The sequence below is a fragment of the Streptomyces sp. 1331.2 genome (genome assembly GCF_900199205.1).
In the GTDB taxonomy this organism is placed as follows: domain Bacteria; phylum Actinomycetota; class Actinomycetes; order Streptomycetales; family Streptomycetaceae; genus Kitasatospora.
This window is the reverse complement of the sequence record NZ_OBMJ01000001.1, coordinates 2,696,828-2,710,333: the sequence shown is the minus strand read 5'-3', so window position 1 is coordinate 2,710,333 and position 13,506 is coordinate 2,696,828. Positions and strand designations below refer to the sequence as shown.

The following is a 13,506-nucleotide window of genomic DNA, read 5'->3' as shown; positions in this document are numbered from 1 at the left end:
GCGGGTCGCGCCTTGCCTCGGGCCGGGGTGCGCCGGGGCGGGCGCCGGCCGCGGGCGTGCCGGGGCGCCGTTCCCCTCGCAGTCCGCGGCGAGTCGTCGGGATTCCGGCGGCCGAGGGCGATCGGGCTGACGGGACCGTACGGCTGGTACGGGCCCCGCTCACCGTTGCGGGTCAGCGCCGGATTCCCACCGGACTTCCCCCTCGGACGCCCTGGCAGCATAACAGGCACTCAGGCCTGGCAACCCTTACCGTGGTCGGGGCGGACGCGACCGGACGTGAACGCACGACCGCCCCCGTCCGGCGGTGCGGACGGGGGCGGTCGGGTGGCGACGCGTCAGGCTCAGGCCTGCTTGGTCTCCCAGAAGATCTTGTCGACCTCGGCGATCAGGTCCAGCAGGGCCTGGCCGGTGGCCGGGTCGGTGGACGCCTTGGCGGCCGAGGCGGCCTTCAGGGTGTCGTTGATCAGCTGGTGCAGCTGCGGGTACTTCTCGAAGTGCGGGGCCTTGAAGTAGTCGCTCCACAGCACCGAGATGTGGTGCTTGACGGCCTCGGCGCGCTGCTCCTTGATGATGATGGCGCGGGCGCGGAAGTGCGGGTCCTCGTTGGCCTGGTACTTCTCCTGGGTGGCCTTGACCGACTCGGCCTCCAGCTTGGCCTGCGCGGGGTCGTAGACGCCGCAGGGCAGGTCGCAGTGGGCGTGAGCGGTGGCACGCGGTGCAAACAGACGAGAGAACATGGGAGTCCTTCCTTAGATCGTCTTCCCGCGCCCGAGATTACCCTTCCACCCCCACGGTTTCGCGATCGGGCGGTGGGCCTAGGGCGAAAGACGGACCGTGAACCGGCCGAATCCGGACATCGAACAGGTGACGGCCCGTACGGCAGACTGGGTGCGGACCGGTGCGGAGGAGGAGTCGTGGCGCGGAGCACGGAACCCGGGGGCGCGGAACAAGCGGGCCGGGGCGGCACGCTGCCGTTCGGGCTGGTCGACGTGGCGGGCCGGTCGATGGTCCCGACCCTGCGCGAGGGCGACCAGCTGCTGGTCCGCTACGGCGCGCCGATCCGGCGGGGCGCGGTGGTGCTCTTCCGTCACCCCTTCCAGCAGGACCTGCTGGTGGTGAAGCGGGCCGCCGAACGCCGGGCCGGCGGCTGGTGGATGCTCTCCGACAACCGCCCGGTGGACAGCGACAGCCGCAGCTTCGGCGCGGTCCCGGACGAGCTGGTGCTCGGCCGGGTGCTGCTGCGGCTGCGTCCGCGCCCGGCCTGGCTGGCGCCGGGCCGCCGGCTGGAGCGGCTGCTGCTCACCCCCCGGCTGGCCCGGATGCCGGGCCTGGCCCGCCGCCTCGGCGCCTGGGTCGAGGAGGTCTAGCCGCTACGCCCCGGCCCCGCCGCCCAGCGCGGCCTCCGCCTCCTGGCGCTTGCGGGCCCGGTAGGCGGCCACGTTGGCCCGGGTCGCGCAGCGGTCCGAGCAGTAGCGGCGGGAGCGGTTGGTCGAGGTGTCCAGGTAGGCGTTGCGGCAGGGCGCGGCCTGGCAGATGCCGAGCCGGTCGGCGCCCAGCTCGGTCAGGTGGACGGCCAGGCCCATGCAGGCGACGGCGCTGAAGTGCGCGGTGGCGGTGGCCGAGTTGTCGGCCAGGTGCAGGTGCCAGCGCGGCCGCCCGGCGGCGTCCAGGTAGTCGTGCCCGGAGACCAGCGGGCTGACGGGGAACTCCATCAGCAGGCTGTTCAGCAGGTCGACGCCCCGGACCTCGTCCCCCTCGGCGGCGGCCTCGAAGACCCCGCGCAGCCTGGTCCGCACGGCCCGCAGCCGGGGCAGGTCGGACTCGTCGGCGAGCGCGGCGGCCCGCGCGGAGTCGGAGAACAGGGCGCGCACCGCGTCCACGGAGGTCAGCGTGTCGGTGCCGCGCTCGGGCTCCTCGGTGTTGACCAGCCGAACGGCGAGGTCGGCGTACGAGGCGAGCTCCACGGCGGTCCTTCCAGAAGATCGGTAACGGGCTGACTGCTTCCAGCCTATTACCCGGACGGGGCAAACGGCGGCGCCCGGCAGGCAGAACCTGCCGGGCGCCGACGGTACGGGGTCAGAGCACCTTGGAGAGGAAGGCCTTGGTGCGCTCGTGCTGGGGGTCGGTGAGCACCTCGCGGGGGTTGCCCGATTCGACGACCACACCGCCGTCCATGAACACCAGCGCGTCGCCGACCTCGCGGGCGAAGCCCATCTCGTGGGTGACGACCACCATGGTCATGCCCTCCTCGGCGAGGCCGCGCATGACGTCGAGGACGTCGCCGACCAGCTCCGGGTCGAGCGCCGAGGTGGGCTCGTCGAAGAGCATCAGCTTGGGCTTCATGGCCAGGGCGCGGGCGATCGCGACGCGCTGCTGCTGGCCGCCGGAGAGCTGGGAGGGGTAGTTCTTCGCCTTGTCGGCGAGGCCGACCCGCTCCAGCAGGGCCATCGCGCGCTCGCGGGCGTCGGCCTTGCTCTCGCCCTTGACCTGGACCGGCGCCTCGATGACGTTCTCCATGGCCGTCATGTGCGGGAACAGGTTGAAGCGCTGGAACACCATGCCGATGTCGCGCCGCTTCAGGGCGACCTCGCGGTCCTTGAGCTCGTGGAGCTTGTCGCCCTTCTGGCGGTAGCCGACCAGCTCGCCGTCCACCCAGAGGCGGCCGCCGTTGATCTTCTCCAGGTGGTTGATGCACCGCAGGAAGGTCGACTTGCCGGAGCCGGACGGGCCGATCAGGCAGAACACCTCGCCCTGCCTGACCTCCAGGTCGATGCCCTTGAGCACCTCGACCAGGCCGTAGGACTTGTGCACGTTCTCGGCGCGGACCATCGGCTCGGCGGAGGCGGCGGAGCCGGCGGGGTCCTTGGTCAGATCGGTCATACGTGACCACCTCCCTCAAGCCCCGGGACCACGTCGTGCTCGGTCTTCGGGGCGGGCTTCCCGGCGAACAGGCCCCGCAGCCGCTGCAGCGGGGTGGGCGGGAGGGTGCGGTTGGAGCCTCGGGCGTAGTGGCGCTCGATGTAGTACTGGCCGATGGTCAGTACCGAGGTGAAGAACAGGTACCAGAGGCTGACCACGATCAGCAGCGGGATGTTCTGGTAGTTCCGAGAGTAGATGACCTGGCCGGCCCGGAAGATCTCCTCCAGGGAGATGACCGAGACCAGCGAGGTGGTCTTCAGCATCGAGATGGTCTCGTTGCCGGTCGGCGGGATGATCACCCGCATGGCCTGCGGCAGGACGATCCGCCGCATGGTCTGGAACCGGCTCATGCCGAGCGCGTGGGCGGCCTCGGTCTGGCCCTCGTCCACCGACTGGATGCCGCCGCGGACGATCTCCGCCATGTAGGCGGCCTCGTTGAGGCCCAGGCCCAGCAGCGCGGCGACGAAGGTCGGGATCAGGACGTTGGTGGACTCGGACCAGAACTCGGGGCCCCAGGGGACGCCGATCGAGAGCTTGGCCCAGATCAGGCCGAGGAAGTTCCAGAACACCAGCTGCACCAGCACCGGGGTGCCGCGGAAGACCCAGATGTAGACCCAGGCGGTGCCGGAGAGCAGCGGGTTCGGGGAGAGCCGCATCACCGCGAGGATGATGCCGCCGACCACACCCATGAGCATGGAGAGCGCGGTCAGCTCCAGCGTCACGACCATGCCGTGCACGATGCTGTCGTGGAACAGGTACTGCCCGACGATGTCCCACTTGAAAGCGGGGTTGGTGAAGAGGGCGCTCAACAGCATGGCTGCGAGCAGGGCGATGACGACGGCGCCCACCCAGCGTCCGGGGTGGCGGACCGGGACGGCCTTGATGGTCTCAGGCCGTCCCTTCTCCGGCGTCCCCTTGTCCAAAGAGTTCACGGTGTGGCCTCGGGGGAGAGATGAAGCAGACGAGGGGTCAGCTGACGGCGCCGTTGACGGTCGACTTGTCGATGGCTCCGGCCTCGACGCCCCACTTGGTGAGGATCTGCTTGTAGGTGCCGTCGTCGATCAGCGACTGGACGGCGGCCTGGACGGCCGGGGTGAGCTTGGAGCCCTTCGCCAGGGCGATGCCGTAGGGGGCCACGCCGTAGGTGTCGCCGACCTTCTCCAGCTGGCCGCCGGATTGCTTGATCGCGTAGTCGACGACCTGGGAGTCGGCCATCATGGCCTGGTCGCGGCCGGAGACGACGGCGTTGGTGACGTCGGTCTGCAGGTCGAACTTGTCGCCGTCGTTCTGGACGCCCGGCTTGCCGGCCTTGGTGCAGTCCGGGTTGCGGGTGTCCTTGATCTCGTCGGCCTGGGTGGTGCCGGTCTGGACGGCGACCTTCTTGCCGCAGAGGTCCTTCGGGTCGATCTTCTCCGGGTTGCCCTTCTTCACGGCGATGGCGCTGCCGGAGTTGAAGTAGGTCACCATGTCGACGATCTGCTCGCGCTCCTTGTTGTCCGTGAAGGACGACATCCCGAGCTGGAACTTGTTCGACTGGATGCCCGGGATGATCGCGGTGAAGCCGGAGTCCTGGACCTCGGCGGTGAGGCCGAGCTTCTTGGCGATGGCGGCGGCCAGGTCGACGTCCATGCCGATGATCTTGCCGCTGTCGTCCTTGAACTCGTCCGGCGCGTACGAGGCGTCCGCGCCGACCACGAGCTTGCCGGCCGACTTGATGTCGTCCGGGACGAGTGCGGTCAGCTTGGGGTCGGCCTTGACCTCGTTGACGGTCGCGGAGGCGTTCGGGGCGCCGCCACCCTCGCTCTTGCTGCTGCTGCAACCGGTCAGCACGAGGGACACGGAGGCGGCGACCACACCGGCCGCGAAGAGCCGGTTGCGCTTGGTACGGGCGGTCATGAGGGGGATCTCCTCCTGGGAGAGAAAGGCCGGGCTCTGCAGTGCCTGGACGCCGGGAACGCCCAGGGTCTTACGAGTACCGCGTTCGCCACCCTCCGCCGAGGTGGACGTGGTCGAACCGCCTCGACCAGTGGCCGGCTCGATCCGAGATGGGGGGAATCCTGCCATCTGAGGACGGTCAGGTGACCCTCATCCAGATCAAAATCGGATAACAAGGGGTCACACTGTCCGCTATTCGGACTGATTCCGGCTCCCTGTCACCCTCCGCATAAGTATCCAGATCCCTCTGTGCTCCGCCCGGAGGCCCGCCGCCCGCCCGCTCAGATGCCCCCGTTGACCACCGCGTTCTGCGCCGCACCGGCGCTCACGTTCCACTTGGCGAGGACCTTGTCGTACTCGCCGCTGCGGATCAGCTGGTCGACCGCCTTGGCCAGGGCGTCCCGCAGCTCGGTGTCGCTCTTGCGCACCGCGATCCCGTACGGGTTGGAGGTGGACTGCCCGCCGGTCACCTCGAAGCGGGTGCCGCCGTCGGTGCTCTTCGCCGCGAAGGCGGCCACCGGGAAGTCGTTCAGGCCGGCCGCGGCGACGCCGGAGGCGACCTCGGCCAGCGCCTTGGCGTCGCTGTCCAGCTTGTGCGTGGTCAACTGGCGGCCGGTGCGGGCGCAGACCGCCACCTGGCGGGTGGCGATCTCGTCCTGGTTGGTGCCCTGCTGGAACGCGATGGTCTTGCCGCACAGGTCGTCCAGGGTCTTGATCCCCTTGGGGTTGCCCTTCGGGACGACGATCGAGGTGCCGGCGATGAAGTAGTCCACGAAGTCCACGCCGGGGACGGCCGGGTTGCCGTCCGCCGCCGGGGTGCCCTCGCGGCGCTGGCGGATGTCGCTGATCGCCGACATGGCCACGTCGTACTGCTTGCCCTGCAGGTTCGGTATCAGCTTGTCGAACGGCGTGTCGACGAACTCCACCCGCACGTCGAGGATCTTGCCCAGGGCGGTGGCGAGGTCCGGGTCGAGGCCGGTCGGCTTGCCGTCCGGGCCGCGGAACTCCACCGGGGCGTAGTTGACGTCCATCCCGATCCGCAGCACCCCGGCCGTGCGCTGGGCCTTCGGCAGCTTGTCGCGGACGTCCTTGACCGGGTCGGTCGGGGCGGCCTGCCCGCCACCGCTGCAGCCGGTCAGCAGCAGGGCTCCGGCGGTGGCCAGGACGGCTCCGGCCAGGGCCGGACGGCGGGCGGGGAGGGGGTGAGGCATGAGGGCTGCTCCTGTTGGGGAGGGACGTGCGGTCGCCACGTGTCGTGCGGGTGTACGCCACATGGCGGACAAGCGATCCTGCCATCCCGCCCTGCCGGGCCCGGCGGCGGGTGTGTCAGAATTCGGTACCGGGTGACCCCCGAACGCTCGAACCAGACCGACGAGCCCCGACAGGCTCGGGTTCTCGGGAACGGAAGTCCTCACGCGGCTCCGTATCCGGAGTGCCGAATCCCCTTCGGGTCTGCGTTCACACCTGCGGGTGCGCGTGCGCTCAAGCCGTTGCCGCCGCCGGAGCCCGGCGCTTCCGACGCCGGGCCCCTGTGACGCGACAGCACGGCGATGAACCGCACGTGACGAGGACGAAAAGGCATAGGTGCGATGCCTTTGTCCGACCTAGGCTCGGCCCGGTAGCACAACGCGGACAACAGAAGACCCCATAAAACCCTCATCCGAGGGCGCCACCCGACGGGCGCCCCGACCCCGACCCCGGGTCCGCTTCGGCGTACCCGGTTTCCGGCTTCCGGACGGGTCGTACCTGTCGGCCGCGCACCTCGCCAGAACAATGACGAAGAGGTCATCGTGGCAGCGGAGATCATCAGCAGCACCCAGGACACCGACGATCCGGTCGACGCGGTTTTCGCGCTCCACCGCGGCGGCAAGATGGAGATCCGGGCGACCGTCCCGGTGCGCGACGCGGACGACCTGTCCCTCGCCTACACCCCCGGTGTCGCCCGCGTCTGCACGGCCATCGCCGAGCAGCCGGAGCTGGTCAACGATTACACCTGGAAGGCCAACACCGTCGCCGTGGTCACCGACGGCACCGCGGTGCTGGGCCTCGGCGACATCGGCCCGCAGGCCTCGCTGCCCGTGATGGAGGGCAAGGCCATCCTGTTCAAGCAGTTCGGCGGCGTGGACGCGGTGCCGATCGCGCTCGACTGCACCGAGGTCGACGAGATCGTCGAGACCGTCGTCCGGCTGGCGCCCTCCTTCGGCGGCGTCAACCTGGAGGACATCTCCGCCCCGCGCTGCTTCGAGATCGAGCGCCGGCTCCAGGACGCCCTCGACATCCCGGTCTTCCACGACGACCAGCACGGCACCGCGATCGTCACCACCGCCGCCCTGTGGAACGCGGCGAAGGTGACCGGCCGCGAGATCGGCTCGCTGCGGGCCGTCATCTCCGGCGCCGGCGCGGCCGGCATCGCCATCGCCAAGATGCTGGTCGCGGCCGGCATCGGCGACGTGGCGGTCTGCGACCGCAAGGGCGTGGTGTACGAGGGCCGCGGCGACCTCACCGACGTCAAGGCCGAGATCGCCGCGCTGACCAACCGCACCGGCGTCAAGGGCTCGCTGGCCGACGCGCTGGCCGGCGCCGACGTGTTCATCGGCGTCTCCGGCGGCACCGTGCCGGAGGAGGTCGTCGCGACCATGGCCGACGGCGCCTTCATCTTCGCGATGGCCAACCCCACCCCGGAGATCCACCCCGAGGTCGCGCACAAGTACGCGGCGGTCGTGGCCACCGGGCGCAGCGACTTCCCGAACCAGATCAACAACGTGCTGGCCTTCCCGGGCATCTTCGCCGGCGCCCTGCAGGTCCGGGCCTCCCGGATCACCGAGGGCATGAAGCTGGCCGCCGCCAAGGCGCTGGCCGGCGTGGTGGCCGACGAGCTGACGCCGCAGAAGGTCATCCCCTCGCCGTTCGACGAGCGGGTCGCCCCGGCGGTCACCAAGGCCGTCGCCGAGGCCGCCCGCGCGGAGGGCGTGGCCCGGATCTGACGATCTGCCGAGATCTGCCCCGGACGGGGCCACGGTCCGAGGCCGGGACACGCGTCACACTCACGCGTGGTTCCCGGCCTCGGCCGTCCCGGCTATCGTCCGGGGCATGTTTGCTGCCTACGCCGCACGTATCGACGCCGACGACCCGCTCGCCGCACTGGAGTTGGGCGAGCTCCCCGAGCCGCAGGTCCGGCCCGGGTGGAGCCTGGTCACGGTCAGGGCCGCCAGCCTGAACCACCACGACCTGTGGTCGCTGCGCGGGGTCGGCCTGCCCGCCGAGAAGCTGCCGATGATCCTCGGCTGCGACGCCGCCGGTGTCGACGAGGACGGCAACGAGGTGGTCATCCACTCGGTGATCGGCCAGAGCGGCCACGGGGTGGGCCCGAACGAGCCGCGCTCCATCCTGACCGAGCGCTACCAGGGCACCTTCGCCCAGCAGGTGGCCGTCCCCACCTGGAACCTGCTGCCCAAGCCCGCCGAGCTGAGTTTCGAACAGGCTGCCTGCCTGCCCACCGCCTGGCTGACGGCCTACCGGATGCTGTTCACCAACGCCGGGGTCAAGCCCGGTGACACCGTCCTGGTGCAGGGTGCGGGCGGCGGCGTGGCGACCGCGCTGATCGTCCTCGGCAAGGCGGCCGGCCTGCGGGTCTGGGTCACCGGACGGGACGAGGCCAAGCGCCGCCGGGCGGTGGAGCTCGGCGCCGACGCCGCCTTCGAGAGCGGCGCCCGGCTGCCCGCGCGGGTGGACGCGGTGATGGAGACGGTCGGCGCGGCGACCTGGTCGCACTCGGTGAAGTCGCTGCGCCCGGGCGGCACCATCGTCATCTCGGGTGCCACCTCCGGGCCCAACCCGAGCGCCACCGAGCTGAACCGGATCTTCTTCCTGGAGCTCAAGGTGGTCGGCTCGACCATGGGCACCAAGGAGGAGCTGGCCGGGCTGCTCGCGTTCTGCGCCAACACCGGCGTCCGCCCGGTGATCGATTCGGTGCTGCCGCTGAGCGAGGCCAGGGACGGCTTCGCCCGGCTCGCCAAGGGCGAGGTCTTCGGCAAGATCGTGCTCAACCCCTGACGCGAGGGGGCCCGGTGCTCCGCGCGGGAGCACCGGGCCGGGTCCTCCAGCCGGCGGCTGAGCAGTCGAGCAGCCGTCAGCCGAGCAGCCGCTTCAGGCGTTCGCCCGCGGCGCCCAGCACCGAGCGCGCCTCGGCGAGCTTGTCCGGGCTCACCCCGCCGTCCCGGGCCGCGTCGCGGACCTGGTCGCGGAAGCGGTCGAGCAGCCGCTCCAGCTCGCGGGACGGGTCCTCGGCCGGGTCTGTGCGCGCCCAGGAGGGCAGGTCGGCCGGGGTGGCGGGCGCGTCCTCGTCCAGGTCGATCCGGGTCACGGTGATCCGCTCGCCGGCGTCGGCGGGCTGGTCCGCCGGCTGGCCCCAGCGGGCCGCGTCGGCGAGGCCGGACAGGCCCTTGGTGAGCTCGGCCAGGCCCTCGGCCAGACCGGTCGGCCAGTCGCCCTTGGCGGCGTGCTCGCGCACCTGCTGCTCGACCCGGCGCTTGATCCGCAGCGCCTCCTGCTGGGCGGCCGTGCGCGAGGCCTTGGCCTGCTCGCGCAGCCGGCGGGCCTCCTCCTCGGCGGCCTTCGCCTTGGCCTTGGCGGCCTTCTCCTGCTCCCGGGCGCGCTTGGCCTGCTCCTTGGCCTGCTGCTTGAACTGGGCGAACTCCTCCTTGGCGCGCTGCCAGGCCTCGTTGTCGCCCCAGGGGCCGGCCCACGGGTCCCCGTCCGGGGCACGGTCCGGGCGGGGAGCCTGCTTCGCGGCCTTCCACAGCTCCTCGCGCAGGTCCTTGGCGCTGTCCCGGACGTCCTCGCGGATCGCCCCGGCGAGCTGCGCCACGGAGTCCCGGATCTCCACCTCCAGCTCGTCCAACTCGCCATGCCGGGCTTCGAGTTCGGCCCGCCCGGCGTCGGTCAGCCGGTAGACCTTGCGGCCGCCCTCGGTGCTGTGGGCGACCAGGCCCTCCTGCTCCAGCTTGGCCAGCCGCGGGTAGACCGTGCCGGCGGAGGGGGCGTACAGGCCCTGGAAGCGCTCCTCCAGCAGGCGGATCACCTCGTAGCCGTGCCGCGGGGCCTCGTCCAGCAGCTTCAGCAGGTAGAGCCGGAGCCGGCCGTGGCCGAACACGGGGGTCATCTCAGGCCTCCTTGGTGAGGTCGGGCTTGCCGGGGGCGGCCGGGAGCTCCTTGGCCGGGCCGTCCTCCTCAGGCTCGGGGCGGCTCAGGACGGTGACCGCGCCGGAGACGGTGGTCACGTTGAGGCTGCCGCGGCCCTCGCCGAGCTGGCCGGACAGCTTCTTGGCACCCCAGGTGCCGCTCAGCTTCAGCTGCTCGAAGCTGCTGGAGATGTCGCCGCTGGTGGAACCGGCCTCGACCTTGGCGTCGGTGCGGGACGGGATCCGGATCGCGACCGGGCCGCTGACGGTGGTGACCTTGACGTCGGTCTCGCCGTCGACGTCCAGGTCCAGGGTGACGGCGCCGGTGACGGCGTTGGCCTGGACCCGCTCGGCGGTGCCGGCGAGGACGGTGAGTCGGCCGGAGACGGTGTTCACCCGCAGCCGGCCGCCGACCGCCTCGGCGTCCACGTCGCCGGTGACGGTGTTGGCGTCGGTGCGGCCGCTGAGCGCGACCAGGGTGGTGTCGCCGTTGGCGCTCTGCACCGAGACGTTCCCGGCGACGCCGGAGACGGTGGCCTGGGCCGAGACGGTGCCGACCTTGACCTCGGCGGCGGCCGGCACGGTCAGGGTCACACCGGCGACCCGCTTGCGCTTGAGGGTGCCGAAGAAGCTCTTGACCGAGCCGACCGACTTGAGCCAGTCGCCGAACTCGCCCCAGCTGTTGATGTCCTTGTAGGTGACCGTCAGGACGCCGTCCACCAGCGTCACGTGCAGCGGCTCGCCCTGGAGCTCGGTGATCTCCAGGCGGGCCGGGCCCTCCGCCGCGACGACGTTCACGGTGCCGTCGATGATCCGCACGTGCAGCGCGCGGACCTCCTCGTCGATGGTGATCCGCTCGGGGCCGTCGACCGTCCACTGGCTCATCTCTGCCGCCTCCCGTTGTCGATCGCGATGTATCGCGTTCTCTTCCAAAGACGATATATCGCGTGCCGGGAGAGTCAAGCGTCCCGGACCCGGAACCGGACCCCGACCCGACCCCGGCCCGTCCCCGACCCGACCCCGACCCGCCCCTCGCGGATTCCCCTGGGGAGCGGTGCGGACATGCGAGGGGCCCGGGAGGCGGTTGCCTCCCGGGCCCCTCGTCGGACCGTCACCGGGTCACTCGTCGTCCTCGTCGTCGAGCCGGGCCAGCCAGGTGGCCAGCCGCTCGACCGGGATCTCGAAGTCCGGGTTGAGGTCGACGAACTCGCGCAGGCGCTCGGCCAGCCACTCGAAGGTGACCTCCTCGTCGCCGCGCCGGTTCTCCAGCTCCTCGATGCCTCGGTCGGTGAAGTACACGGTTCGCTCCGGTCGGATGGGAATTGACCTGGTCAGGATAGACCGGTCAGCTGGCCCGCCAGGTGCTGACGGTGACCTTGGCGGCCCCGGTGGTCGGGTCGGCCTGCTCGATCACCGCGACGGCGATGTTGCGGGTGACCCGGTCGCGGATGCAGAGCAGCCGGCCGGGGGCGACCCGGTTGTACGAGAGGTCGGTGTCCGGCCGGGAGTCGATCGCGGCGGCGCACTGCTCGGCGGTGACGGTCGGCTCGGTGATCACCGCGAAGTCCGACTTGTCGTCGCCGTAGCTGTCGAAGGCGTTGGCCTTGCTGCCGCTGCCGTTGTTGGACACCCCGAGGCCCCACTTGAGCTCGCCGGAGTGCGGGACCACGGTGCCCGCGTTCAGGTCGATCCGGTAGGTGTCGCTGGTGTACTCGGCGCCCGGGATCGAGAGCGACTTCTTGTCCAGGATCGGGGTGTAGCCGGTCGGCCGGGCGGGGGCCGAGACGGCGCTCTGGCCGGACTTGGAGGGTGCGGCCGTCACCGAGTCGCCGGAGGAGCCGGTCGGGCCGGAGTCGGCGGAGGCCGTCTTCTGCGAGGTCGGGGTCGGGCTCGGGCTCTGGGCCGTGGTGACGGGGCCGGCCGCCTTGGAGTCCTTCGTCTTGCCGTCGTCGAGCTTCTTCATCAGCGCCACGCCGCCCGCGGTGCCGCCGACGGCCATCACCAGGGCGACGGTGAGCAGCACCTTCCAGGACACCCCGCCCTTGCGCTTGGGCTCCGGCTGGGGCTCCGGGGTGGCGGTCACCACCGGGCCGGGCGGCGGGGTGTCGAAGGACGGCGGCTCCGGCTGGAGCATGACGGTGGGCGGCGAGGGCAGCAGCGGGGCGGTCGGCGACTCGGTGGGCGGCTGCGGGGCGCCGTACGCGCCGAGCGGCGGCGGGGCGAAGCCGGGCGGGGGCGTGGCGGGCTGCTGCGGGTGGGCGACGGTGGCCGGGTGGGTCGGCGCGGCGACCGGGTGGGTGGGCGCGCCGGCCGGCGGCGGGGGAGTGGCCGGGGCGGCCGGGAACGCCGGGGCCTGGGTCGGCGGGGTGGCGGGAGCGGCCGGCAGCGGCGTGGGGGCGTCTTGGGCAGGTCGGAGCGCCGGGTGATCTCGGTGTTGATCTCGCGCGGCAGCCAGTCGTCGCCGAACCGCAGCTGGCCGCCGACCTCCGGGTGGTTGCGGGCGACCTGGATGATCTCGGCGGGCGTCGGGCGGTCCTCCGGGCTCTTCGCCAGGCAGCGCTGGACCAGCTCGCGCAGGTCCGCGGGCAGGCCGGACAGGTCCGGCTCCTCGTGCACCACCCGGTAGAGCACCGCGGTGTCCGGGCCGTCGCCGAACGGCGGGGTGCCGCCGGCCACGTACGCGGCCAGGGCACCGAGCGCGAAGACGTCGGTGGCCGGCGTGACCGGGCGGCCCTGGGCCTGCTCGGGGGACATGAAGGCGGGGGAGCCGATCCGGTAGCCGGTGCCGGTCAGGGCGGTGGCGTCGGCGGCCCGGGCGATGCCGAAGTCGATCACCCGCGGGCCGTCCCCGGCGACCAGCACGTTGGCGGGCTTGAGGTCGCGGTGGACCACCTCGACGCTGTGGATCGCCTGCAGCGCCTCGGCGATGCCGCCCATCAGCAGCAGTACGGTGCGCACCGGCAGCGCGCCGTTCTCGCGCACCACCTGCTGCAGGGACGGGCCCGGGACGTACGCGGTGACCAGCCAGGGGGCGTCGCCGTCCAGGCCGCCGGAGTCGATCACCTGCGCGGTGTAGAGCCCGTGGATGCGCTGGGCGTTGCTGACCTCCTGGGCGAAGCGGCGGCGGAACTCGCCGTCCTCGGCGAACTCCGGGCGCACCACCTTCAGCGCGACCGGGCGCCCGCCCGGGGTGTACGACAGGTAGACCCGGCCCATGCCGCCGGCGCCTAGCCGGGCGAACAGCCGGTAGCCGCCGACCTCCCGGGGGTCGTCCGGGAGCAGCGGCTGGAAGACCGGCGGGAGCTGGCCGGCGTCGCGAGGCGTGTCGGCGGTCATGTGGTGATCCCCCTGGGAGTGCGGTGAGGCGTACGGCCGAGGCGGCGGGCGCGGTGACGGGCGCCGGCGTCCGACTGGCGAGCCATAACCTATCGATCCGTCAGGAGCTCGTGCACCGCGGCCCCGGATTGGTTGC

Annotated in this window: 14 protein-coding genes and 1 riboswitch; of the genes, 3 read left to right on the top strand and 11 right to left on the bottom strand. The window is 71.8% G+C overall.

The genetic code is table 11. The features are described from left to right. Positions 1-95 precede the first annotated feature (95 nt). Positions 96-251, bottom strand: a riboswitch (cobalamin riboswitch). Positions 252-341: 90 nt separating this feature from the next. After that, positions 342-737, bottom strand: a complete 396-nt coding sequence (gene sodN, locus CRP52_RS11335) for a superoxide dismutase, Ni (protein WP_045699892.1) — start codon at positions 735-737, stop codon at positions 342-344. Between the two features lie 267 nt (positions 738-1,004). On the opposite strand from sodN, the gene sodX reads away from it, so the two are divergent. Next, a complete protein-coding gene (gene sodX, locus CRP52_RS11330) occupies positions 1,005-1,367 on the top strand; it encodes a nickel-type superoxide dismutase maturation protease (protein WP_097240009.1) in 363 nt (120 codons plus the stop codon). Positions 1,368-1,370: 3 nt separating this feature from the next. On the opposite strand, the gene CRP52_RS11325 is transcribed toward sodX, so the two are convergent. The 5 genes from CRP52_RS11325 to CRP52_RS11305 form a co-directional block, all read right to left on the bottom strand. After that, positions 1,371-1,964 carry a CGNR zinc finger domain-containing protein gene (locus tag CRP52_RS11325; RefSeq protein ID WP_097236280.1) on the bottom strand — a complete coding sequence of 198 codons (594 nt, stop codon included), beginning with the start codon at positions 1,962-1,964 and terminating at the stop codon, positions 1,371-1,373. Positions 1,965-2,076: 112 nt separating this feature from the next. Further along, the gene (locus CRP52_RS11320; RefSeq protein ID WP_306458853.1) at positions 2,077-2,880 is read right to left on the bottom strand and encodes an amino acid ABC transporter ATP-binding protein; all 804 of its coding nucleotides are present in this window, start codon (positions 2,878-2,880) and stop codon (positions 2,077-2,079) included. Beyond that, positions 2,877-3,851 carry an amino acid ABC transporter permease gene (locus CRP52_RS11315; RefSeq protein WP_097236279.1) on the bottom strand — a complete coding sequence of 325 codons (975 nt, stop codon included), beginning with the start codon at positions 3,849-3,851 and terminating at the stop codon, positions 2,877-2,879. Before CRP52_RS11315 ends, CRP52_RS11320 begins: the two co-directional genes overlap by 4 nt. Positions 3,852-3,888: 37 nt before the next feature. Next, on the bottom strand, positions 3,889-4,815 hold the full coding sequence (locus tag CRP52_RS11310; RefSeq protein ID WP_097236278.1) for an ABC transporter substrate-binding protein: 927 nt from the start codon (positions 4,813-4,815) through the stop codon (positions 3,889-3,891). A 320-nt stretch (positions 4,816-5,135) separates the two neighbouring features. Continuing rightward, entirely contained in the window at positions 5,136-6,065 is a 930-nt protein-coding gene (locus CRP52_RS11305; RefSeq protein WP_097236277.1) for an ABC transporter substrate-binding protein, read from the bottom strand. Between the two features lie 579 nt (positions 6,066-6,644). On the opposite strand from CRP52_RS11305, the gene CRP52_RS11300 reads away from it, so the two are divergent. After that, positions 6,645-7,838, top strand: a complete 1,194-nt coding sequence (locus CRP52_RS11300) for an NAD(P)-dependent malic enzyme (RefSeq protein WP_097236276.1) — start codon at positions 6,645-6,647, stop codon at positions 7,836-7,838. Between the two features lie 106 nt (positions 7,839-7,944). Further along, positions 7,945-8,907 carry a zinc-binding dehydrogenase gene (locus tag CRP52_RS11295; RefSeq protein WP_097236275.1) on the top strand — a complete coding sequence of 321 codons (963 nt, stop codon included), beginning with the start codon at positions 7,945-7,947 and terminating at the stop codon, positions 8,905-8,907. A gap of 76 nt (positions 8,908-8,983) precedes the next feature. Here the strand turns inward: CRP52_RS11295 and CRP52_RS11290 are convergent, their stop codons facing one another. The 5 genes from CRP52_RS11290 to CRP52_RS38890 form a co-directional block, all read right to left on the bottom strand. Next, the gene (locus tag CRP52_RS11290; RefSeq protein WP_097236274.1) at positions 8,984-10,015 is read right to left on the bottom strand and encodes a PadR family transcriptional regulator; all 1,032 of its coding nucleotides are present in this window, start codon (positions 10,013-10,015) and stop codon (positions 8,984-8,986) included. Position 10,016: 1 nt separating this feature from the next. Then, the gene (locus tag CRP52_RS11285; RefSeq protein ID WP_097236273.1) at positions 10,017-10,919 is read right to left on the bottom strand and encodes a DUF4097 family beta strand repeat-containing protein; all 903 of its coding nucleotides are present in this window, start codon (positions 10,917-10,919) and stop codon (positions 10,017-10,019) included. A 234-nt stretch (positions 10,920-11,153) separates the two neighbouring features. Then, entirely contained in the window at positions 11,154-11,333 is a 180-nt protein-coding gene (locus CRP52_RS11280; RefSeq protein ID WP_030057990.1) for a DUF6104 family protein, read from the bottom strand. Positions 11,334-11,379: 46 nt separating this feature from the next. After that, positions 11,380-12,168 (bottom strand): hypothetical protein, encoded by a 789-nt coding sequence (locus CRP52_RS38895; protein ID WP_218893206.1) that lies wholly within the window; start codon positions 12,166-12,168, stop codon positions 11,380-11,382. Then, positions 12,114-13,370 carry a serine/threonine-protein kinase gene (locus CRP52_RS38890; protein ID WP_257032419.1) on the bottom strand — a complete coding sequence of 419 codons (1,257 nt, stop codon included), beginning with the start codon at positions 13,368-13,370 and terminating at the stop codon, positions 12,114-12,116. Before CRP52_RS38890 ends, CRP52_RS38895 begins: the two co-directional genes overlap by 55 nt. Positions 13,371-13,506 lie beyond the last annotated feature (136 nt).